The sequence below is a fragment of the Salegentibacter sp. genome (genome assembly GCF_036568425.1).
In the GTDB taxonomy this organism is placed as follows: Bacteria; Bacteroidota; Bacteroidia; order Flavobacteriales; family Flavobacteriaceae; genus Salegentibacter.
The window spans coordinates 22,336-43,873 of record NZ_DATCSO010000025.1 but is presented as its reverse complement, the minus strand read 5'-3'; the positions used below and the strand labels follow the sequence as shown (position 1 = coordinate 43,873).

The window sequence follows — 21,538 nt, the reverse complement described above, 5'->3', positions numbered from 1 at the left end:
TAACTTCAAATCAAAACCATAGTAATGTTCACTAATAGGATAGATGCAGCCAAACAATTGAGCCGTGAATTAGCAGATTACAGGGACAAACCCGTGGTTGTTTTAGCTATTCCCAGAGGCGGACTTCCCTTAGGGTCGGTTATCGCAAAAAGCCTGGGAGCTCCTCTTGATGTAGTTTTATCCAAAAAAATAGGTCATCCCTACAATAAGGAATTTGCAATAGGTGCGGTGAGTTTAGAAGATATTACCCTAAGTCCTACAGAAAAAATCTCAGAAGAATATATCAATACTGAAACCGAAAAAATAAGGGATTTACTTCGCAAAAGAGACAGGGAATACCACAAAAACTCAAATCCGGCAACATTAAAGGATAAAATCATAATTATAACCGATGATGGGATCGCTACCGGGAATACGCTTTTAAGTACGGTTATGTTGGTCCAGCAACAAAAACCCCGGGAAATTATAGTGGCTATACCGGTAGCTCCTCCTTCCTCGGTAGAAAAGTTATCGAACACTCCCGAAATCAGTAAGGTGATCTGCCTTGAAACTCCATACAACTTTAGCGCAGTGGGACAGTTTTATGAAGATTTCAGAGCGGTGAGCGATGAAGAAGCTATAAAAATACTAAACGAAACAAACCGGAAATAGCAGAAATACTAAAATTTAGGGATTAATTCAATACAAATAATCATGAAAAAATTAGAGAACAAAGTCGCTTTGATCACCGGGGGAGCCGGTGGGATTGGATTGGAAACAGCCCGAATATTCCTGGCTGAAGGCGCAAAAGTATTTTTAACCGACCTGGAAGAAGAAAATCTCAAAAAAGCTGCTGAAAGCCTGAAAAGTGACAAGGTAGCCTGGTTGGCTGGCGATGTATCTAAAGCAGAAGACACAAAGAAATACCTGGAGAAATGTCTTTATAATTTTGGGAAGATCGATATTTTCTTTAGTAATGCGGGGATTGAAGGCAAAACAAGCCCTATCACCGACTATCCTGAAGAAGATTTTGATCGTGTTATAGCTGTTAACTTAAAAGGAGTATGGTTGGGTTGCCAACAAGTTATTCCCAGGATGGAAAATGGAGGCAGTGTCATTATTACCAGCTCGGTGGCAGGATTAAAAGGTTTTCCTAATCTAGGCGCCTATGTAGCTTCTAAACATGGGATTATTGGTATTATGCGAACTGCCGCCCTGGAGTTTGCTGAAAGAAAAATCAGGGTGAATTCCATACATCCCGGTCCTGTAGACAACCGCATGATGCGTTCGATAGAAGACCAAATGGGTCCTGATAATCCTGACAAGGTTAAGGGGGATTTTGAAAAATCAATTCCTTTTGGCCGCTATGCCGAATCAAACGAAATAGGACATCTGGCTCTTTTTCTTGCCAGTGATGACAGCAAATACATGACCGGAACCCAACAGGTTATTGATGGGGGAATGTTTATCAAATAAAACAAGGACTAATTTGTTAAGCCTATTTTTTTAAAAAGCTGTGATAACAATAAGGATGCAAAGGCGAAGACCCCAATTATCAGGAATTGCTCTTCATTTAAAGCTACCAGGGAAAGGGCCTCCTGAATAATGGGAATAAAATAGGCCATTACCATTATAAGAATTGAAAATACGAGAGCTGCCCAAACCCAGGGATTTTTGGTCACTTCATTTATCAGGAAGGAGGCGTTCCTACGCGGTAGGTTAAAAACATTCAGCAATTGGGCTAATATCAGGGTATAAAAAGCCATGTTATTAACTACAAGCGCAGAATAAGATTTACCTAAATGGGCGTAGACCACAATCCCTATCACTGCTGCAGTAATACTAAGTCCATACAAAACAGTAGAGGTCCATAATTTTTTGGTGAGAATAGGTTCCTGCGGATCCCGGGGTGGCTGCTTCATCACCTGAGGATCTCCCTTCCCTACTCCCAGAGCCAGGGCCGGAAAAACATCTGTTATCAAATTTAAAAAGAGAATTTGTAAGGGCAGGAGTGGCAAGGGTAGATTACTGAACGATGCCAATGCAACAGAAATGATTTCTGCAAGATTACAGGAGAGCAAAAAGACCACAAATTGTCTGATATTTTCAAAGATGGTTCGTCCCTGCCGTATAGCAAGCTCGGTTGAAGTAAATTTATCGTCCATAAGAATCACATCTGCCACTTCCTTGGCAGCCTCTGTTCCTCGTATTCCCATCGCTATTCCTATATCTGCTTTTTTAAGGGCGGGAGCATCATTTACCCCATCTCCAAGCATACCGACTACTGCTTTGTTTTTTTGGTAGAATTCCACCAGATCAAGTTTTTGCTTCGGAACCATTCTGGCAAATATCCCGGCGTGCATCAGTTTTTCTTTCTTTTCGGGTGACCAGGCTCCTAAATCTTCCAGTTCCCGCCCCAGAATCACATTAATTCCAGGAACATTTTCTTCAATTAAACCTATTTCCTCGCCAATTTTTCTTGCTGTATCCGGATGATCCCCTGTGATCATTACCACCCTGATGCCAGCATTTTTATAAGTTTCTATGGCCTGTCGGATATCTTTTCGTGGCGGATCTATAAAACCGAAAATTCCCAAAAAAACCAGGTTCTTCAACAATTGTTCATCTTCTGGTTTTTCCTGAACTTCCCGGTAAGCAAAGGCTAACACCCTAATCCCTTCAGCAGCGATCTCAGCAGCTTTTTTCAACCAAAATTTCTTATCGGTGAATTCTTTTTCTCCTTCCGGAGTTAAAATAAGATCACAATCCGGAAGCAATGCTTCCAGGGCGCCTTTTACAGTAATGAGATAATGATCTTCATAGTTTTGAAGTGTAGACATTTTCTTTATTTCTGCATCGAAGGGAATTTCCGCTACCCTGGAATATTCTTCCCGTAGTTTTTCATAACTAATACCTTGTTCCGTGAGGAATTCTACTAATGCGATCTCTACAGCGTCTCCCGTTTGTTTTCCATCACTTAGGCTGCTATCATTGCACAGCCCAGCTACTTCAGTGATCTTTTGAAAAGCTTTATCATCTTTAAGATTCTCTGCATTTATGTCACCGATAAGGTATTCTCCGGAAGATAGCACCATATAATGAATACTCATCTTATTTTCGGTAAGCGTCCCCGTCTTATCGGTGCAAATAATTCCGGTTTCCCCCAGGGTTTGAACGGCCTCCAGTTTTTTGATCACCACATTACGTCGGGAGAGCCTCAACATTCCTCTGGCAAGGGCTATGGTCGCCACAATGGGGAGTCCTTCAGGGATAGCCGCTACGGCCAGAGCGATCCCTGTTTTAATCATAAGAGGAAGATCTTTACCCTGGAAAAATCCGGTTATTACAATTATTAAGGCGAGTCCCAGAGTTAACCAAATCAACCAGTAACTCAGTTTCTTTAGCTTTTTCTCCAGCGGAGTTGTGTCCTTCTTTGCCTCCCGGGTGAGTTCACTAATCCTTCCGATCTCGGTTTGGGTACCTGTTGCCACAATTACCGCTTTGGCTTTACCCCGGGCTGCAATTGTTCCTTTATAAAGCATATTTCTCCGGTCTGCAAGCGGCGTGTCTTCAGGAAGTTCATCATCAATTTTTTCGATCTGGTTGCTTTCCCCGGTAAGAACTGCTTCCTTTACTGCAAAACTCCTGGATTCCAGTACACGGGCATCGCCAGGAATTACGTCTCCTGCTTCTAATTCTATAATATCGCCGGGAACCAGCAACATCGCTTTTATCTTTTCAGTACTGGAGTCTCTCAGGACATTTGCTACAGTTTGCACCATTTTTTGCAGGGCTTCTACCGATCTTATCGCCTGCCATTCCATAAAAAATCCGATGAGTGCCGTTATAAGGATTACTATTAACACGGCAAATCCTTCTAACCAATCGCTAAAAGCAAAGGCCAGCAACATCGCCGCAGCAAGTATGTAAATAATAGGATCAAGAAATTGTTCGAAGAGAATTAACCATATATTTTTGGACTTCGCATCCCGTAATTTGTTATGTCCATATTGTTTCAGGCGTTTACGAACCTCGGATGCAGACAGGCCCTTTACAGGATCTACAGAAAATTCAGAAAGAATCTCCTCTTTTGATCGCGCATATGCTTGTTTGGGCATTCTACCTGGGTTTAATTAAAAGTACGCATTCAATTTCCTTCTGCCTTATTAATATTTTCTATCCCTTTCAGCAGCGCATCGGGGTTAAAGGAAATACTACTAATACCTTCTTTCACCAGGAATGACGCATATTCGGGGAAATCGCTGGGCGCCTGGCCACAAAGGCCAATCTTTACTCCGGCCTTCCTGGCTTTTTTTATTGCTGTTGCAATCATTTCTTTGGCTGCCGCATCATTTTCATCAAAAACCTCAGCCATTACTTCAGAATCCCTATCTACCCCAAGGGTAAGTTGGGTAAGGTCGTTGGAGCCGATAGAGAACCCATCAAAAATTTCAGCAAATTCTTCAGCCAGAATCACATTAGAAGGAATTTCTACCATCATATAGATCTCGAGACCATTCTCACCCTGGACCAGTCCGAAATTCTTCATCAATTCTACCACGTTCCTTCCTTCCTCCAGGGTTCGGCAAAACGGAATCATCACCTTCACATTGGTAAGTCCCATCTCGTCTCTTAGTTTTTTAATAGCCTTGCATTCCAGTTCAAATCCATCTTTATAAAAGGGATGGTAATATCGTGCAGCTCCCCTAAACCCCAGCATCGGGTTTTCTTCTTCTGGTTCAAATTGATTTCCGCCTATGAGATTTGCATATTCGTTACTTTTAAAATCACTCATTCTTACAATCACCTCTTTGGGGTAAAAAGCAGCTGCCATAACTGCCAGGCCCCGGGATAATTCCTCTATAAAATAGTCCTTCTTATCCTTGTATTGCCAGGTGAGTTCTTCAATGGTTTTTTTTGTTTGAGAATCACTTATCTCTTCAAATTTCACCAGGGCCATTGGATGCACTTTAACAAGATGAGTGATTATAAACTCCATTCTTAACAAACCGATACCGTTATTAGGATAAAACGAAAGCTGAAAAGCCCTGTCGGGATCTGACAGGATTAATTTAACCTCAGTTTCCGGCAGATTGATTTTTCCAAAATCTATTTCAGTTTTTTCGAACTTCAGTTTTCCTTCATATACAAAGCCCGTTTTACCCTCACAGGAAACGGTTATTTCCTGTCCGTCTTTAATAACTTCGGTGGCATTATTAGTACCAACCACCGCAGGTACACCAAGCTCCCTTGCAACTATAGCTGCGTGGCTGGTGCGACCGCCACGGTCTGTTACTACCGCAGCCGATCTTTTAAGTAGCGGGTCCCAGTCCGGGCTGGTGGTTGAGGTCACCAGGATATCACCGGGTTTTAGTTTATTTGCTTCAGAGGGAGATTTAAGATAACGTGCAATACCCGTCGCGATACTGGAACCTATGGCATTCCCGCTTACCAACATTTCAGAATGCTCGGTGAGGTGGTACTCCATGTGATATCTACCTTCCTTCTCTCTATGAACGGTTTCGGGACGGGCCTGGGTAATAAAAAGTTGGCCGGTTTCACCATCCTTAGCCCATTCTACATCCATAGGTTTTGAATAATGATCCTCAATCACCAGGATCCATTTCGAAAGCTGGATTACTTCCTCATCGCTTAAAACATAAGAATCCTGTTTTTTCACAGGGGTATCCATTGTTACGGTAGAAGAATGCCCATTGGATTCAGAATAAACCATGGTGAGTTCTTTTCTACCCAGTTTTTTCTGAACTATAGGATTGTTATCTTTTTTCAGGGTGGGTTTAAATACATCGAATTCATCGGGGTTTACCAGCCCCTGTACTATAGTTTCTCCCAGGCCCCATACTCCGGATATATGAATAAGGTTTCGAAAGCCTGATTCCGGCTCCAGGCTAAAGCCTATCCCAGAGCAGCCCGTATCTGATCTCACCATTTTTTGAACTCCTACCGACACCGCAATATCGTGGTGTATAAAACCGTGATCTTCGCGGTACTTTATAGCGCGGTCTGTATACAGGGAGGCAAAGCAGTTTCTAACGGCTTTCAAAAGTGCTTCTTCACCGGTAATATTTAAAAAAGTATCGTGTTGGCCGGCAAAACTGGCATCGGGAAGGTCTTCGGCTGTGGCACTGCTTCTTACTGCCACGGGAATATTCCCCGATTCCCCTAATTCGTCATAGGCCTTACTGATTTTATTGGCAAATGCTTCTGAAAACTCTGAAGATTTTATAATTTTTCTGGCTTCTGCCCCAATTTCAGGAAGGTTATTAAAATTTTCTTTATCCAGATTCTTAATAAGATCTTTGAGTTTTTGTTCCAGATTATTTTCCTTCAGAAAAGACCAGAAAGCTTCTGAGGTTGTCGCAAAACCATCGGGCACCAATACGCCTTCTGAAGAAAGCTCATTAAACATTTCGCCCAGGGAGGCATTTTTACCTCCTACCTGAGAAAGATCGTCAAGAGATAAGTCGCTGAATTTTTTTATAAACTCCATAATTCATGAATTTTAATATAATACCAATTGGTAGCCCATATTCAATAAAAATATTCCCATTAGGAAGAGAATGATATAGACTACCTGAACAAGCCTGATGTTAAGGGTAGTTAACCGGCGGGTTGTAGAATCGGGAAATACAAAAAGCCCCAGTCCTATAAAAAGAGATACCCATCCCAGACCAGTTATAAGAAAGCGCCAATCGGGTACCCAGATATTATGAAAAAGAATGTTTAACAAGCCCAAAATTATTGCAGCAAAGGCGGCAAGAATCAGAAACTTTTGATCCTTCAGATCTTCAAAGATCTGTTTTATCCTTTGTGGATTGAAACTAAGGATAAAGAAAAAAATAAGCAGATACCAGCCCCAGAATTTGGCAAGAAAGACAGATGTTTCCATAACCTAAAGCGCATTGGTTTAATCCAAATTTACCAGTTATAAGCCAGAATTAATATGACAAATATCAGTGCAGCATGGCTAAATTTGAGTAGAAATGAGCAGTATTATAGTCTATCTCTATTATTTCCAGCTCCAACCAGGTAAAATCTCCCTCTGCCAGGTTCCAGGTAATTGTACATTTATTAGGAATTCTATACCCAGAAAACTCCTTAAAACCAAGCATCTCGATATGCCAGGTTTCTTCCCTGGCATCTTGTTCTCCACCATAAAAACGTTGGGTTTGGAAAGAAAGTAATTCCCCATCCTCAGAAAAATTAAAGATACCAGAAACCTTTTTTCCATATATTTCAAGTTCGGCCCGGGCGGCATTCCCATCTAAGGCAGACCAGCTAATCTGACTACTTAAGGCTGCTGTAGGAAACCAACAGATCTCGGCGAGAAAACGCTGCATAGCTCCTGAATCTATTTTATGGTTATTATATTCATTTACCAGAGGAAACAGGGAAAATAATTTGATAAGCATTTCTCCCTGGCCGTTTATCAGCTTATCTCTACCTTCAAAATAGATGAGAGAATCAGAGTTAACACGGGCGGCCCAGATAAAAGACTTCGCCTTGAGGTTAAAGTATTGGTTGGCTTGAAAAGGCATCCATTCTCCTTCGGGTTTAATCTTCATTCTGCCCTGCTGCTTAAGCCGAACAAAAGCAACTTCAGGCTTATCTTTTACTCCTGAATTCAACAACCATTTCCTGACGATTTCCGGAAGTTGGGTATTATTTTCCAGAATTACAGGCATCTCTGTTGAATCTTCAGTAAGTTGAACCAAACGCCTCACTTCTTTTTCTGTCTTCTTCTGGAAATAAAAACTCCCCAGGGCAGGAAGACTTATAAGCAAAATAATCAGGTTAAGCACACTGCCAAATTTGGCGTCCTGCCAGGAAAGAATAATAAGACTCTGAGAAATTATTACAGCCGCAATGGCAAAAAACGCCCACCAGAACTTACCCTGAAGAACCAGGTATAGTACAAACAAAAAAAGAAGTGCACAGAACAACCATAAATATCCCAGGGGCCTGGAAATTTCCAGTTGAAGCTGTCGTATTTCGGCCAAGTTGAAAGCCTTGAAAAAGCCAAGCAGATGAATGAGAGCATGAAGCAGTATAATTATACCAACAATAATTTTCATCTTTCCTGGATTACATCTTTTAAATTTACCGAAATATGATGAAAACCAACCAATTAAATCCATAAAAAACTACTCCTGCATCGCTTATTTTCTTTAAGTGTTAGTCTTTTGTGAAAGTCTGAAGACATCTTCCCTCCAAAGCAAAAATTCTATTATTTTTATTAACCTATGAAAGACCATTACCTTATCCTGGCAGGATTAGGGCTAGCCACCCTGGTTATGGCCTGGCTCCCCTCGATTTCGCGTAAAATCAAAATAAGCTCCCCCATTATATTACTATTAATAGGTTTTTTACTTTTTCACATCAACATTCCATTGAGTTGGCCAGATCCCTTATGGAATGATCGTAACCTGATGTATTTTTCTGAAATAATTGTGATCATCTCATTAATGGGGGCAGGATTAAAGATTGGTACCGAGTATAGCCTTAAAACCTGGAAACGCCCCCTCTTACTGGTTTTTGTCACAATGCCTCTCTGTATGCTCTCGGCCTACCTTCTGGGTAATCATTTCTTATTACTAAGTGTTCCATCTTCTCTGCTACTGGCGGCGGTTCTAGCGCCAACAGATCCGGTGCTGGCAGCTGAGACCCAGTTAGACGACCCAAAACGGGAAAAAAAGTTCAGGGAGCGGGTGAGATTTTCCTTAACCGCAGAAGCTGGTTTAAATGACGGGATGGCTTTTCCATTTACCTATATGGCACTGCTCGTAGCCCAGGCCGGTGGATGGGCTATGTTCGATTTCAGCCAATGGTTTTTGGATAAATTCCTGTTAAAAATTGCTATAGGTATTATTTGCGGAATAGCCATAGGCAGATTTATAGGTTTTCTTCTTGATAGGCTCCATCTGTGGACAAACATTAAAACTTTTGATGGATTCCTGGCATTATCGCTCACCATCTTTAGTTATGGAATTACAGAACTTTTGCATGGTTATGGTTTTCTTGCCGTATTCTTTGCCGGACTTAGCTTAAGATACTATGAAAAAATAAGCGGAGATTTTAAGAGAAAAATGCATGATTTTGTTCACGAAATCGAACGTTTATTGCTGGTGGTATGGATTATTTTATTTGGAGGCTCGCTCATGAATGGAATGCTGGAATTAACCGACTGGAAAGGAATATTTTTTGCTTTTATATTTGTTTTGATCATACGCCCTCTTGCAGGCTTAATTGGACTTATTGGGATTAAGGAATCTTTTAAAAGCAAACTGGCAATAAGTTTTCTGGGAATAAAAGGAATTGGCTCGGTCTTTTATCTTTCCTGGGCCTTTGTACAATTTGAAGGTTTTGATAATAGGAATGAGCTGCATTCTATCACGGCATATATTATCCTAATTTCAATGGTTATTCACGGCTTCACCGCTCCATCTATTATAAGGTATTTCAAAAAAGACAGATTTGGAAATGATGTTGTAGAAGAAGAGGAAAACGGAATTACAAAGGAATCAAAAAATTAATTCTATAAAATAAGGAGTTATCAAAGCGGTAATAATTCCATTAAGACACATCGCCAGGCCACTGTAAACCCCTTGAAGTTTCCCTTCTTCAAAAGCTCTCGCGGTTCCAATCCCGTGAGCTGCAGTTCCAAGGGCCGTTCCGATAGCAACTTTGCTTTTAATTCCCGATTTTTTTAGAATAAATGGCCCGAAAGCATTGCCAAATATCCCCACGGCTATGACTATTCCGGCAGTAATTTCCGGAATTCCATTCAGGAGCCGGGTTATTTCAATCGCGATTGGTGTGGTTACCGATTTTGCTGCAAGAGACCTGGTAATCACTTCAGGGGCTTTCAACAATATAAGAAAACCGGCAACACTTAGCACCCCTGTAACCCCTCCTGCCACCACTGACAGGATAAATATTTTTAAATTTTGTTTTACCTCTTCATATTTTTCATAAAAAAATACGCCTAAAGCTACCACCGAAGGCCCGAGGAAAAAACTAATGAATTTTCCTCCCACATTGTAGGTTTCAAAATCTATACGGAATATTAGCAGGAAACAAATAATTCCTGTTATGGCGATGAGTACCGGATTCAAAAGAATATAATTCCACTTCTTTTTGAGTTTTACCGCAAGGAAATATGCAATTAGAGTTATAAAAACCCCAAATATCGGAAGCTGGAAAAATTGCTGCATCATTTCCCTGATTTTTCGAGAATTATAGCTGTTACATACAGCGTAAGAATACTGCTAAAGATCACAGCCAGGGTAATGGGAAGCCAGAATTCAGCTATCATATTAAAATGAACCATCAAGCCAACGCCATAGGGTATAAAGAAAATCACGAGGTATTTAATCAGCTTATCTGATGCCGGTTTCACATCTTCCAAACTAATTAGTTTTAATTTTAAAGCGATAAAGATGAATAGCATCCCAAGAATATTCCCCGCCACAGGAAGTTGGAAAAGCCAGGAAACCAACTCACCAGCAATCAGAAATCCAAATATATAAAGCAGACTTTTCAGCATAAGAAACAGGGCTTATTCGTACATATCATCCAGATCGGCATGATGCAACTCCACTAGGAAGTCGGCGATCATATCGGTAGTTTTTTCAAAGAATTGTTTACCTTTTTCTGTGGTAGCTTTTTTAGGATTCCCTACCCCGGTATCTTCTGTAACCTTTGTCCAGGCTCTTTGAGAAGTGACCCACCCTTCTTTGAGTCCACGAATTTTAAATGTTTTTGACGCTCCATTACCGGCTTGTTCCAGGGGGAGCACCAGATTTGGTGTTAGGTGCATGACTGTAGCGGTTTCAAGTTCTCCCGCGTGATCTCCAGGCTCATCAAAATACTTTTTTGAATCTGAAAGTTGCCACCAGTTAATGGCACAAATAAAAACATTGGGATATTCCAGGCTTAGTTCCCGAATCATCTGTTTAAAATTATTCCCGCCATGGGCATTCAGAATAACCAGTTTATAAATATTATGAGTATCCAGCACCTGCACCACATCTTTTAAAACAGCATACTGGGTAGATGGGCTCATATTTATACAAAGCTTTACATCCATTTGGCCTGTGTTAACACCAAAAGGAATGGTAGGCAAGACAATGGGTTTTGCATTTTGCTCCCAGGCTTTAGCGGCCGCCTCGATGGCATTGGCTTCGCCTAAAATATTATCGGTGGCATAAGGGAGATGATAATTATGAGCTTCAGTAGCTCCCCAGGGAAGGATGGCTAATGTATAATTCTCATCTTTAACCTGTTTCCAATTGGTTTCGGCCAATACGTAAGGCCTTATTTTACTACTCATCACTTTAGCTTTTTTGGATCTGGATCAGTAAAATTAAGCAAAGCATAAGGTTTCAACCATCTGAAGCCTAAGAAAAAATGAATACGCTACTCCAGGTTATTTTTCAGATTTTTGGAATATTTACGCCATTTTTCAATACAATCCTGCATATCCTGAGGGATCTCGGTATCAAAACTCAGTTCTTCCCCGGTTTCGGGATGAATAAAACCAAGGGTCTTGGCGTGTAAAGCCTGCCGTGGAAGCACTTTAAAACAATTATCTACAAACTGCTTGTATTTAGAGAAGGTAGTACCCTTAAGAATCTGGTCTCCCCCGTAACGTTCGTCATTAAAAAGCGTATGCCCAATGTGCTTCATATGAACCCGAATCTGGTGAGTACGGCCTGTTTCAAGTTTACAGGAAACCAGGCTAACATAGCCAAAACGTTCCAGAACTTTATAATGGGTCACTGCCGGTTTTCCCTTAAGTTCATCTTCACCTTCATATACTGTATTCTGCAACCTGTTTTTGGGATGACGGCCTATATTACCTTCAATTTTGCCTTCATCTTCTTCAACATTACCCCATACCAGGGCCACATATTCCCGGTCGCTGGTTTTGTCAAAAAATTGTTTAGAGAGGTGAGTCATCGCATGTTCGGTCTTGGCAACAACCAACAGGCCACTGGTATCTTTATCTATACGATGTACCAGCCCCGGGCGCTCACTACTGTTATTTGGCAGGTTATCGATATGGTATATCAGCGCATTAATAAGGGTGCCACTGTAATTACCGTGACCGGGATGCACCACCATACCAGCGGGCTTATTAATAACCAGCAAGCTATCATCCTCATAAACAATATCCAGGGGAATATTCTCGGGGGTAAGTAGGAATTCATAAGGCGGGTGTTCAAACATCACCTGTACAATATCGCCTGCTTTCACCTTATAGTTTTGCTTTACCGGCTCGTCGTTAACATAGATATTACCGGTTTTGGCTGCTTTTTGAATTTTATTTCTGGTGGCATTTTCTATAAAATTCATCAGAAATTTATCTACCCGTAAAGGCTTCTGACCAATTTTTGCTACAAATTTGTGATGCTCATAGAGAGTTTCATCCTGTGCTTCAACTTCGTTGTTATCGCCTTCTTTCTTCATTAAAATTCCTGTTCTTCCTCATTCTCATCATCTTCTTCACTAACCGAATAACGGCCAGAGCCATCTCCCAACACAAGATCTATTTTTGAGGTCTTCATCAATTCGTCTCCAGCTTCTATTTCCTGGCCCTCATGTCTTAATTCCAGGACCGCATCTTTGGCGATGTCCGGTTTATAGGTAATGTCTCCTATTTCAAAGCCGAGGGAACGCAGGGTAGGCTCTACCTGGCGGCGGGTTTTCCTGATAAGATCGGGAATAATCACTTTTCTGTAACCCGAAGGATTAAGTGTTAGGTATATTTTTCGATTTTCTTTTACAAACTGTCCGGGTTCGGGAACCTGTTCGATCACCGAAAAGCGCGGGAAATCGGGATTGAAATTAGCCGAATCCAAAATTTCATACTGTAATTCCAGCGTAGCCAGGCGATCGTCTACTTTATCCAGTGACATTTTGGAAAGATCGGGTACCTCGATGCGCTGGTCCTGATTGGTAGAATAGTCAAGCCATTTTAATGCCAGAAAAGCGAGCACGATTAAGACGATCACAGCCAGTGCCAACTGAATTAAAAAAGTTTTGCTAAAGATAAATTTAAATAATCCCATACATTTGTTTGTGAGCGACAAAGATATAAAACCCGGGCTTTTGGTTGCAGGCCTTATTAATGATATTTTTGTTTAACGGAAATAAACTCCAAAAATTGAGGATGAAGAAAAAAATCGCCATCGCAATGGGCGGGTATTCGAGCGAATATCACATTTCTATAAACAGCGGAAATATGGTTTATAAACATTTAAACCGAGAAATATATGACCCCTATCGGGTACATATCTTACAAAACGGCTGGTCTGTGATAGATGAAAACGACAATCCATACCCAATAAATAAGAATGACTTCACGGTAAAGATAGGCGAAAAAACAATAAGCTTTGACTGCGTTTTTAATACTATCCATGGAACTCCGGGAGAAAATGGTTTATTACAGGCCTATCTCGAACTTGTGGGAATCCCTCAAACAACCTGTGGATATTACCAGGCGGCTCTCACTTTTAATAAAAGAGACCTCATAAGTGTTTTAAAAGCCTACGGGATTAAAGCAGCAACAAATTACTTTCTAAACAAAGAAGATAAAATCAATCCTGATGCAATTATTGAGCGGGTAGGCCTCCCTTGTTTCGTGAAAGCTAACCGTGCCGGAAGCAGTTTTGGAATCACCAAGGTAAAGAAAGAAGAAGATTTGATCCCGGCTACTAAAACCGCATTTAAGGAGGACAATGAAGTTATCATCGAGTCTTTCCTGGACGGCACCGAAGTTTCAGTTGGAGTGATTACCTGGAAAGGCAAGGTACGTGCATTACCGGTTACGGAGATTATTTCTGAAAATGAATTCTTCGACTATGAAGCCAAATATCTGGGTAAATCACAGGAAATCACTCCTGCGAATATTTCAGAAGAGAAAACGAAGAAAGTTCAGGAGATTGCCAGATTGATCTATAAGAAACTAAAAATGAGAGGCTTCACCCGTTCAGAATTTATTTTTCATAATGGGGAGCCACATTTTATTGAAATGAATACAACCCCGGGATTGAGCCAGGCCAGTATTTTACCTCAACAGGCAAAAGCTGCCAATATAAACCTAACTGAGCTTTACGGAAGCGCCATTGAAGCTGCGTTGAAGTAAGACATCCTGTGTGAAAATAACTATATTTACGAAGTTTCCCTTCCCTGTGGGAGAAATTTGAATATGGGATTTCCACCTTTACTGAATATAATTCAGCATAAGCTCAGGAAAAGACTGTATTAGTCTCTCGCCGGAATTTATTCCGACCTTGGAGAGGTGGAAGGTTGAAAATAGTTTTCCACTTGTGTGGAAGAGACTGAAATAGTTTTCCGCCGAAGTTTATCCCGATTTTTTATCGGGGCGGAAAAGACTAAATTGTGTTATTATGAGAAAAGCTGTATTTCCGGGATCATTTGATCCTTTAACCCTTGGGCACACCGATGTTATCGACAGAGCTTTACCTTTATTTGAAGAAATAATTCTGGCTATAGGAACAAATTCTGATAAGAATTATATGTTTTCTCTGGAAGAAAGACTTCATTTTCTAAAAGAAACTTATAAAGATATCCCCAAGGTTAAAGTAATGACCTACAAAGGCCTAACCGTTGATTTCTGTAAAGAACAGGACGCAGATTTTCTGTTGCGTGGTCTCAGAAGCGTGCAGGATCTGGAGTTTGAAAAAGCCATTGGACAAACCAACTACAAAATGGCTGGTATTGATACCGTATTTCTAATTTGTTCATCCGGGCACAGCCATATCTCTTCTACTGTAGTACGTGATGTCATCAGACACGGAGGGGATTATGAATTTATGGTACCCGATGTGGTTAGAAAAAAGGATTAAAACAAATAATTCAGTTGCATTCCCCCGTAATAATTTCTTGGATTTCCGGGATAATAATATCTTGGAGCAGCACCTCCAAACCCAACTGCATTGGTTAAAATACTTGCAGCGTAATGTTCATCAAAAACATTATTAATACCGGCATAAAAATTTACCCCGACATCCCTAAAAACATCGAAGGACCAGGAAGCCTTCAGGTTGAATAACTGATAGTTATCTGAATAACCTGAATTGGCATCATCCAGTGGAATCTCCCCAACTGCCCTGTAGCCCGCAAAGAGATCAAGCCCCAGGTCACTTTCAAGATTCAAGCCCAGATTAATCGTAGATTTAGGTACGCCCGGCAATTTGTTTCCCGAGAAATCCTGATCGTTATTTATGAATTCCTCGAATTCAAAAAAGTTGAATGCAGCGTTGAAATATGGTTTCGCAAAAATCCCGGGACTAAGTTTAAAATTATAGTTCAATAGAATTTCGAGACCGTTATGAATTGTTTTTCCGGCGTTAAGTCCTACATAACGATCTTCGGCAACACGTTGAGCAACCAATAAATCTTCTATTCTAATGGAATAAGCCGAAATTTCGGTATAGAGTCGGTTTTCCAACCAGTTTCCTTTAAAGCCCATTTCATAGTTAATGCCGGTTTCCGGTTGCAACGCGGTATTTATAAGTCCTTCAGGAGTTAAGGTTTCGGCTACTGTTGGAGTAGAGAAACCGTGGCTAAGTGTTCCATAAAGATTTTTTCCGGGACTAATTTCATAGGTAGTTCCAATACGGGGAGAAAAGATAAGGTCAAAACGGTAATCCCCCGATTGGTCTATTTCATCCTGAGCATAAAGATCGTTAAGCATATACTGGGTGGAATTGATATTAAATCCTGCTTCAAGCATCCATTTATTAGTAAGTTCCAGGTTCATCTGTCCGAAAAAATTGCTGTAATTCCGGTCTTGTTCATTCCCGCTAAGGCGTTGCCCCATCACACTTCCCTGATTCTCATATTCCCGGAACAAATTCTCAAAAGTGGCTCCGTTGTACCATTCATTATAATATTCGGCACCAAAACTAATTTGGGAAGGTAATTTAAACACCAACAGCTCAAGGTTAAACCTGGTTCGGGCTCCCGTCGAGACCTGTTCTTCTTTTAAAATATCAAAAAAACGAGGTTCATAGCCATCTCTGAAACTCAAATATATGCTTGTGGTATTGCTGAAATTTTCTGAAAAATTATGTTCATAAGAAGCTCCCAGCAAACCCCGTTCGTAAGATTCAAAACCTCTTGCTGCTTCCCAATTAGCATTGGCGCTTTGGGGATTATTAAGAAAATCATCTTCGTTAAGTGAGCTGGGAATATATGCTTTCAGCTTTGTGAAAGTAGCAAGAAGCGAGAGGCTGTTTTCTTCTGAAGTTTGAAGTCGGGCATTTATTAAGGCCGACTGGCGGTCATATTCCCCATTATCCCGATAACCATCGCTGGTTAACTCGGTGTAATTTGCATTAATAGCAGTATTCTTAGTAGCGTGCATTGCTCTTACCACATTCTTCAAGGTATTAAAACTACCAACCTGGGATTTCAATGCAACTTCAGTCTTTGGAGATTTGGGAAGAGCCGAAAAAAGATTAACAGAACCGCCAAGTCCAGCTCCATATACACTGGAAGTAGGGCCTTTTATTACTTCTATACGATCTAAGCTTTCAGGGTCTATATCGTCCAGGGTAAGATCCCCTTCAGCCGTTGTAAGCGGAATCCCATCAAAATAAGACTGAATACGATTGGTACTGTATTGCGAGCGTGCTCCAATACCGCGGATGTTAATCTTATTGGTATTCAGAGCCCCCTGATTGACGTACATCCCTGGCACATTATTAAATTTCTCCACCAGGTTAGTATTATCACCACGTTTGAGATCGCTGGCAGAGACCAGGCTAACAGCTGCGGGTAAATCCTGCATCCTGGCAGGAATTGCTGTACTTGTAATTATCACCTCAGATAAATTCTCCCGAGACGGACTTAGATAGAAAAGCCCGGGATGATCAGCGTTAAAAATCTCTACTTTAAGGTTTTTAAACCCAACCCCTGATATATTGAGACTGGCAGGAAAACCTTCAATTCCAATCTCAAAATTCCCCGAATCGTCAGAGAAAACGATGCTTCCTGTTTCCCGGTTTTCAATATGCGCATTTGGCACAGGTTCAGCAGTTGCGGCATTTATGACTTTCCCTTTAAAATTCTGACTTACAACCTGCTCTGTAATAGTTAGAACCAGGAGGAACAACAATAAATTCTTCAATATTTTTAAATTTAAATCTTCGGAATAATAATTTTTCAATGTAAAAATACCTCAAAGCCAGCAGGCACACAAGCCGAAATAGATTAATAATACTCAAAGGGTTTTGCTGCTAAAGGCCTTTTGAGTAAGTTTATGCCTAAAATATTTAGGTTTTTTTATGAAAAAACTCATTGTAGTATTTCTCGGGGCTTTTTTATTGATTTCCTGCGATCTGGAAAAATATCGCTTAGTAAACGATTTCGACTTTTTAACAAAATTTGAAAAATCTGAAGGTAAAGAAACGGGTACATATGAAGAAGTAATAGAATTCTATCAGGAACTCGCAGATGCCTATGAGAATATAAGCCTTGAAGAAATTGGCAGCACCGATAGCGGGGAGCCACTGCACCTTGCAATTTATAGCCAAAACGGCAAATTCAATTTTGATAATTTAAGAGAGGAAAACGGGATAATTCTTATCAACAACGGGATTCATCCCGGGGAGAGCGATGGGATAGACGCCACAATGCTCTTGTTCCGGGATTTAGCCGGGGATTCAATTTCAACCCCTAAAAACACTATTATCGCCACCATACCAATCTACAATGTTGGCGGGGCGCTTAACCGAAATTCTACCAGCCGCACCAACCAAAATGGTCCTGCCGAATACGGTTTCAGAGGTAATGCACGAAATTATGACCTAAACCGGGATTTCATTAAAGCCGATACCCGTAACACCCGTAGTTTTTATGAAATATTCCATAAAGTACAACCCGATGTTTTTATAGACACTCATGTAAGCAATGGGGCCGATTATCAATATACTCTTACTCATCTGTTCACACAACATAACAAACTTGGTGGGGAATTGGGCGAATATCTACACCAAAAAATGATGCCCGCCATAGAGGATTCTCTAAGGAAGAAGAACTGGGAGATCACTCCATATGTTAATGTTTTCAACCAGGTTCCAGAAGAAGGATTTTCACAATTTCTGGATACCCCCAGATATTCTACAGGATATACTACCTTATTCAATACCCTTGGGATGATGATTGAAACTCATATGCTGAAACCATATAAAGACAGGGTTCATGGAACCTATGAGTTTTTGAACACCGTTATTAATTATACCGATGCTGATAAAGAGAGCATAAAAGATCTGCGGGAAAGGGCCAGGAGAAAATACCTTACAGATCGCTGGTATCCAACCAATTTCAAACCCGATATGGAAAACCCTTCCAAAAGGGATTTTAAAGGTTATGAAGCAGAAAGAGTTACGAGTGAAATTACCGGTGGCCAACGTTTAAAATATAACCGCGCTAAGCCCTTTACCAAAGAGATTGATTATTATAATAATTATATAGCTGAAGACCGTATAGATATCCCGCGGGCTTATATCATTCCGCAGGGTTGGTGGAATGTCACAGAACTTCTTGAACTTAACCAAATTAAGTTGGAACCTCTGGAGAGGGATACCATAATACTGGTAGAAAGTTATAGAATTGCAGATTATGAAACTTCAGACCGGGTTTATGAAGGGCATTATATGCACAAAAACACCCAGGTTTCAAGTAGCATAGATTCAGTTCAGTTTAGAAAAGGAGATTATTATATAAAAACATTTCAGGACGGTGCAAGATATCTTTTGGAGACCTTGGAACCAACCGCTCCTGACTCATTTTTTAACTGGAATTTTTTCGATCCGATACTGCAACAAAAGGAAGGCTTTTCACCGTATGTTTTTGAGGATGAAGCTAAAGAGTTATTGGAAAAAGATTCAGAATTAAGAGAAGAGTTTGAGGAGAAAAAGCGCAGGGAACCAGATTTCGCAAATAATTCTTACGCCCAATTAAGCTGGTTGCACAAGCGATCTGATCACTATGAGAAATCTCATTTACGCTACCCTGTTTTTAGAGTTCCCAGATAGATATTTCTTTGGAAAGAGTTCCCTGATATTAGCATAGGATTTTTTAAGTGCTTTGCGGGACTTCTCAAAATTTTTCCACTTTGCTTTTTCAATTCCTTCCTTTGCCTCCGGAAGAAGCTCCCCGGTATAATCTGTGTGCATTTCGTACCAGTGGGTCACTTTTAACCTGAATTTACCTTTTCTCTTAAAAACATGATAAGTTTTAGCTAGAAATCCGGTGATGCTTAAGCCTTTAACTCCGGTCTCCTCTTCGGTTTCTCTTACCGCTGAAGCTGCAATATCCTCACCTTTTTCAGTTTTCCCTTTGGGCAAGTCCCAGCGCTTATTGCGGTAAATAAATAAGATCTCATTTTTATCGTTAAAAACCATTCCTCCACCAGCGGTTACCACGGGAAGTTTTTTAAACAAATGCTTCAGAAGTTTGCCTTCCTCTTCGTGATACAGGTTAACGTAGAGTAGTTCACCTTTATTAATTTGCTTAATGATGCGCTTAAGTTTCACCTTTTTAATTGGAAAAGATGTGTATTTTTCGCCAATATCTTTTTTAGTAGAAAGGATTATTGGAACATCATTGACAAAAACTTTATACATTTGTAATATGATTTTGAATAAAGAAACAGCAATCAAAACTGCTGAACTACTCCTGCAAATTAAAGCAATAAAATTAGAACCACAAGCACCATTCACCTGGGCCAGTGGTTGGAAATCTCCAATTTATTGTGATAATAGGATTGTATTATCCTATCCGCCAATAAGGAACTACATCAGGGAACATTTTGCACGTCAAACCGAGGAACTCTATGGGAAACCAGATGTGATAGCCGCCGTTGCTACAGGGGCTATTGGCATCGGGATGCTGGTTGCCGAGTATTTGAGTCTGCCTTTTGTGTATGTTAGACCCGAGCCTAAAAGTCACGGTCGAAAAAACCAAATAGAAGGCGTATTGGAAGAAGGACAAAACGTCGTAGTGATAGAAGATCTTATAAGCACAGGAAAGAGCAGTTTAAATGCGGTAAAAGCTTTAAAGGAAGCCGGTGCCAATGTAAAGGGAATGCTTGCAATTTTCACTTACGGCTTTGCTACTGCAGAAGATAATTTCAAGCAGGCAGAAGTACAATTGCACACTCTAAGCAATTACGATTACTTACTTGAAACCGCACAACGCACAAATTATATAAACGCTTCGGAAGCCGAAACCCTTAAGGATTGGCGGCAAGACCCAAGCAACTGGAAAAAATAAACAATGCATTTAGAAAGTAAAAAAGTTACCACCGGAAAGAATCAGCAGGAAATGTTTGATTTTTTAACCAATGTTAAAAATTACGAGCAATTAATGCCTGAAAGCACAGAGAAATTTGAGGTAAAAGCTGAAGATCGGTTTTTATTCGGTTTAAAAGGCATGCCGGAAATTCAATTGGAGATCAAAGAAACCAAAGAACCAGAATTGGTAGTTTTAGGGTCAACTTCAGATAAATTTAATTTTGCCTTGAATATTCATATTGAATCGGCTGGGGAGCAGCAAAGTGAGGTTTTTATGGAATTTGACGGAAAGTTCAATGCGATGATGGCGATGATGGTGAAAGGTCCGCTTCAAAAATTCATCAACACGCTTTCTGAAAACGCAGCCAAACTTTAAAGGTGGTCGAGTTCAGAAATATATTCAACCCCGGTAATGCCGGGGTTTTGTTTTTAATACAGGAGTTTAAGTTCTTTGAGGTCGAAGGTTTTAAAAACCGAATTCTCAATTTCCACATTGAGTCTTCCTGCAGTGGTAACTCCCCGAATGATTCCCGTTAGATAAGAGCTATCGGGATATTGAAAGGTGGAAACCACATCTTTTTTAAACATTCTTTCGGCATATTCTTCGAGCACCCGACTTTGATTTGTGGAGGAAATCGAATGTAAGTCCTTTTCAATCAAGGTCAGGATTCCATCAAGCACCTCCTCCGGTTCATAGGTAAGCCCTGTAAGCATTTTTAACGAAACAGCCTGGGGTAAACCTGGAAAGTCAACCTGGTTAACATTTAAACCAACTCCAATAACGGAGGCTGACATTTGATTATTTTTTAGAATATTTTCGATAAGAATTCCACCGACTTTAAAATTTCCTGACATTATGTCGTTTGGCCATTTCACCTTGAGGTTAGGGATATTGAAAGTTTCCAGGGCCTTCACCACTGCCACTGAGACCACTGCGCTAAGTAAAAACTGTCGGTCTACTTCTACCTTTATTTTTGGATAAAGAATACTAAAAGTAAGATTCTGCCCCGGGTTTGCCAACCACCCTGAACCGCGCTGGCCACGCCCACTAGTTTGATCGTGAGCCAGCACACAGCAAGGTTCAAAATTTGATTTTCCTCGGTATAGCTCCCGGGCAAAATCGTTGGTAGAATTGGTGGCATTAACTTTGATTATATGCATAGGTAATTAAGAAGTCGCAAAGGAGTTAAATCTTGTGTTAACAGGCT

General features: G+C 40.6%; 20 protein-coding genes. 8 read left to right on the top strand and 12 right to left on the bottom strand.

Annotated features, from left to right (window positions below; genetic code table 11):
* Positions 1-24 precede the first annotated feature (24 nt).
* Both VIM94_RS02940 and VIM94_RS02935 read left to right on the top strand, forming a co-directional pair.
* Positions 25-651, top strand: a complete 627-nt coding sequence (locus tag VIM94_RS02940) for a phosphoribosyltransferase (RefSeq protein WP_332037798.1) — start codon at positions 25-27, stop codon at positions 649-651.
* Positions 652-693: 42 nt separating this feature from the next.
* Positions 694-1,455 (top strand): SDR family NAD(P)-dependent oxidoreductase, encoded by a 762-nt coding sequence (locus tag VIM94_RS02935; RefSeq protein ID WP_332037797.1) that lies wholly within the window; start codon positions 694-696, stop codon positions 1,453-1,455.
* Between the two features lie 8 nt (positions 1,456-1,463).
* On the opposite strand, the gene VIM94_RS02930 is transcribed toward VIM94_RS02935, so the two are convergent.
* From VIM94_RS02930 to VIM94_RS02915, 4 genes are all read right to left on the bottom strand, one after another.
* Positions 1,464-4,097, bottom strand: coding sequence for a cation-transporting P-type ATPase (locus VIM94_RS02930; RefSeq protein ID WP_332037796.1), 2,634 nt, complete (start codon positions 4,095-4,097; stop codon positions 1,464-1,466).
* Between the two features lie 29 nt (positions 4,098-4,126).
* A complete protein-coding gene (gene ppsA, locus VIM94_RS02925; RefSeq protein ID WP_332037795.1) occupies positions 4,127-6,490 on the bottom strand; it encodes a phosphoenolpyruvate synthase in 2,364 nt (787 codons plus the stop codon).
* A gap of 12 nt (positions 6,491-6,502) precedes the next feature.
* Positions 6,503-6,889, bottom strand: a complete 387-nt coding sequence (locus VIM94_RS02920) for a hypothetical protein (RefSeq protein ID WP_332037794.1) — start codon at positions 6,887-6,889, stop codon at positions 6,503-6,505.
* Between the two features lie 64 nt (positions 6,890-6,953).
* Complete coding sequence (locus VIM94_RS02915; protein WP_332037793.1) at positions 6,954-8,075, bottom strand: DUF6544 family protein; 1,122 nt, start codon at positions 8,073-8,075, stop codon at positions 6,954-6,956.
* A 168-nt stretch (positions 8,076-8,243) separates the two neighbouring features.
* Here VIM94_RS02915 and VIM94_RS02910 point away from each other — a divergent pair, with 168 nt between their 5' ends.
* Complete coding sequence (locus VIM94_RS02910) at positions 8,244-9,533, top strand: cation:proton antiporter (protein ID WP_332037792.1); 1,290 nt, start codon at positions 8,244-8,246, stop codon at positions 9,531-9,533.
* Here VIM94_RS02910 and VIM94_RS02905 read toward each other — a convergent pair.
* The 5 genes from VIM94_RS02905 to VIM94_RS02885 all read right to left on the bottom strand — a co-directional run bounded on the left by VIM94_RS02905 (position 9,522) and on the right by VIM94_RS02885 (position 13,073).
* Positions 9,522-10,217, bottom strand: a complete 696-nt coding sequence (locus VIM94_RS02905; protein WP_332037791.1) for an LrgB family protein — start codon at positions 10,215-10,217, stop codon at positions 9,522-9,524. The genes VIM94_RS02910 and VIM94_RS02905 overlap by 12 nt on opposite strands.
* Complete coding sequence (locus tag VIM94_RS02900; protein ID WP_332037790.1) at positions 10,214-10,546, bottom strand: CidA/LrgA family protein; 333 nt, start codon at positions 10,544-10,546, stop codon at positions 10,214-10,216. Before VIM94_RS02900 ends, VIM94_RS02905 begins: the two co-directional genes overlap by 4 nt.
* A 12-nt stretch (positions 10,547-10,558) precedes the next feature.
* Positions 10,559-11,332 (bottom strand): creatininase family protein, encoded by a 774-nt coding sequence (locus tag VIM94_RS02895; RefSeq protein WP_332037789.1) that lies wholly within the window; start codon positions 11,330-11,332, stop codon positions 10,559-10,561.
* 86 nt (positions 11,333-11,418) lie between these two features.
* The gene (locus VIM94_RS02890; RefSeq protein WP_332037788.1) at positions 11,419-12,471 is read right to left on the bottom strand and encodes an RluA family pseudouridine synthase; all 1,053 of its coding nucleotides are present in this window, start codon (positions 12,469-12,471) and stop codon (positions 11,419-11,421) included.
* A complete protein-coding gene (locus VIM94_RS02885; RefSeq protein ID WP_332037787.1) occupies positions 12,471-13,073 on the bottom strand; it encodes a PASTA domain-containing protein in 603 nt (200 codons plus the stop codon). Before VIM94_RS02885 ends, VIM94_RS02890 begins: the two co-directional genes overlap by 1 nt.
* Positions 13,074-13,174: 101 nt before the next feature.
* On the opposite strand from VIM94_RS02885, the gene VIM94_RS02880 reads away from it, so the two are divergent.
* Both VIM94_RS02880 and coaD read left to right on the top strand, forming a co-directional pair.
* A complete protein-coding gene (locus VIM94_RS02880; RefSeq protein ID WP_332037786.1) occupies positions 13,175-14,149 on the top strand; it encodes a D-alanine--D-alanine ligase in 975 nt (324 codons plus the stop codon).
* A gap of 265 nt (positions 14,150-14,414) precedes the next feature.
* Positions 14,415-14,873 (top strand): pantetheine-phosphate adenylyltransferase, encoded by a 459-nt coding sequence (coaD, locus tag VIM94_RS02875; protein WP_332037785.1) that lies wholly within the window; start codon positions 14,415-14,417, stop codon positions 14,871-14,873.
* Here the strand turns inward: coaD and VIM94_RS02870 are convergent.
* The gene (locus VIM94_RS02870) at positions 14,870-17,161 is read right to left on the bottom strand and encodes a TonB-dependent receptor (protein ID WP_332037784.1); all 2,292 of its coding nucleotides are present in this window, start codon (positions 17,159-17,161) and stop codon (positions 14,870-14,872) included. The two genes, coaD and VIM94_RS02870, sit on opposite strands and share 4 nt — an antisense overlap.
* A gap of 157 nt (positions 17,162-17,318) precedes the next feature.
* On the opposite strand from VIM94_RS02870, the gene VIM94_RS02865 reads away from it, so the two are divergent.
* On the top strand, positions 17,319-19,070 hold the full coding sequence (locus tag VIM94_RS02865; RefSeq protein ID WP_332037783.1) for a M14 family metallopeptidase: 1,752 nt from the start codon (positions 17,319-17,321) through the stop codon (positions 19,068-19,070).
* Here VIM94_RS02865 and VIM94_RS02860 read toward each other — a convergent pair.
* Positions 19,038-19,661, bottom strand: coding sequence for an NUDIX hydrolase (locus VIM94_RS02860; RefSeq protein ID WP_332037782.1), 624 nt, complete (start codon positions 19,659-19,661; stop codon positions 19,038-19,040). The two genes, VIM94_RS02865 and VIM94_RS02860, sit on opposite strands and share 33 nt — an antisense overlap.
* 7 nt (positions 19,662-19,668) lie before the next feature.
* On the opposite strand from VIM94_RS02860, the gene pyrE reads away from it, so the two are divergent.
* Positions 19,669-20,310, top strand: a complete 642-nt coding sequence (gene pyrE / locus VIM94_RS02855; RefSeq protein WP_332037781.1) for an orotate phosphoribosyltransferase — start codon at positions 19,669-19,671, stop codon at positions 20,308-20,310.
* Between the two features lie 3 nt (positions 20,311-20,313).
* Complete coding sequence (locus VIM94_RS02850; RefSeq protein WP_332037780.1) at positions 20,314-20,706, top strand: SRPBCC family protein; 393 nt, start codon at positions 20,314-20,316, stop codon at positions 20,704-20,706.
* A gap of 53 nt (positions 20,707-20,759) precedes the next feature.
* On the opposite strand, the gene VIM94_RS02845 is transcribed toward VIM94_RS02850, so the two are convergent.
* A complete protein-coding gene (locus VIM94_RS02845; RefSeq protein ID WP_332037779.1) occupies positions 20,760-21,491 on the bottom strand; it encodes a biotin--[acetyl-CoA-carboxylase] ligase in 732 nt (243 codons plus the stop codon).
* Between the last annotated feature and the right edge of the window lie 47 nt (positions 21,492-21,538).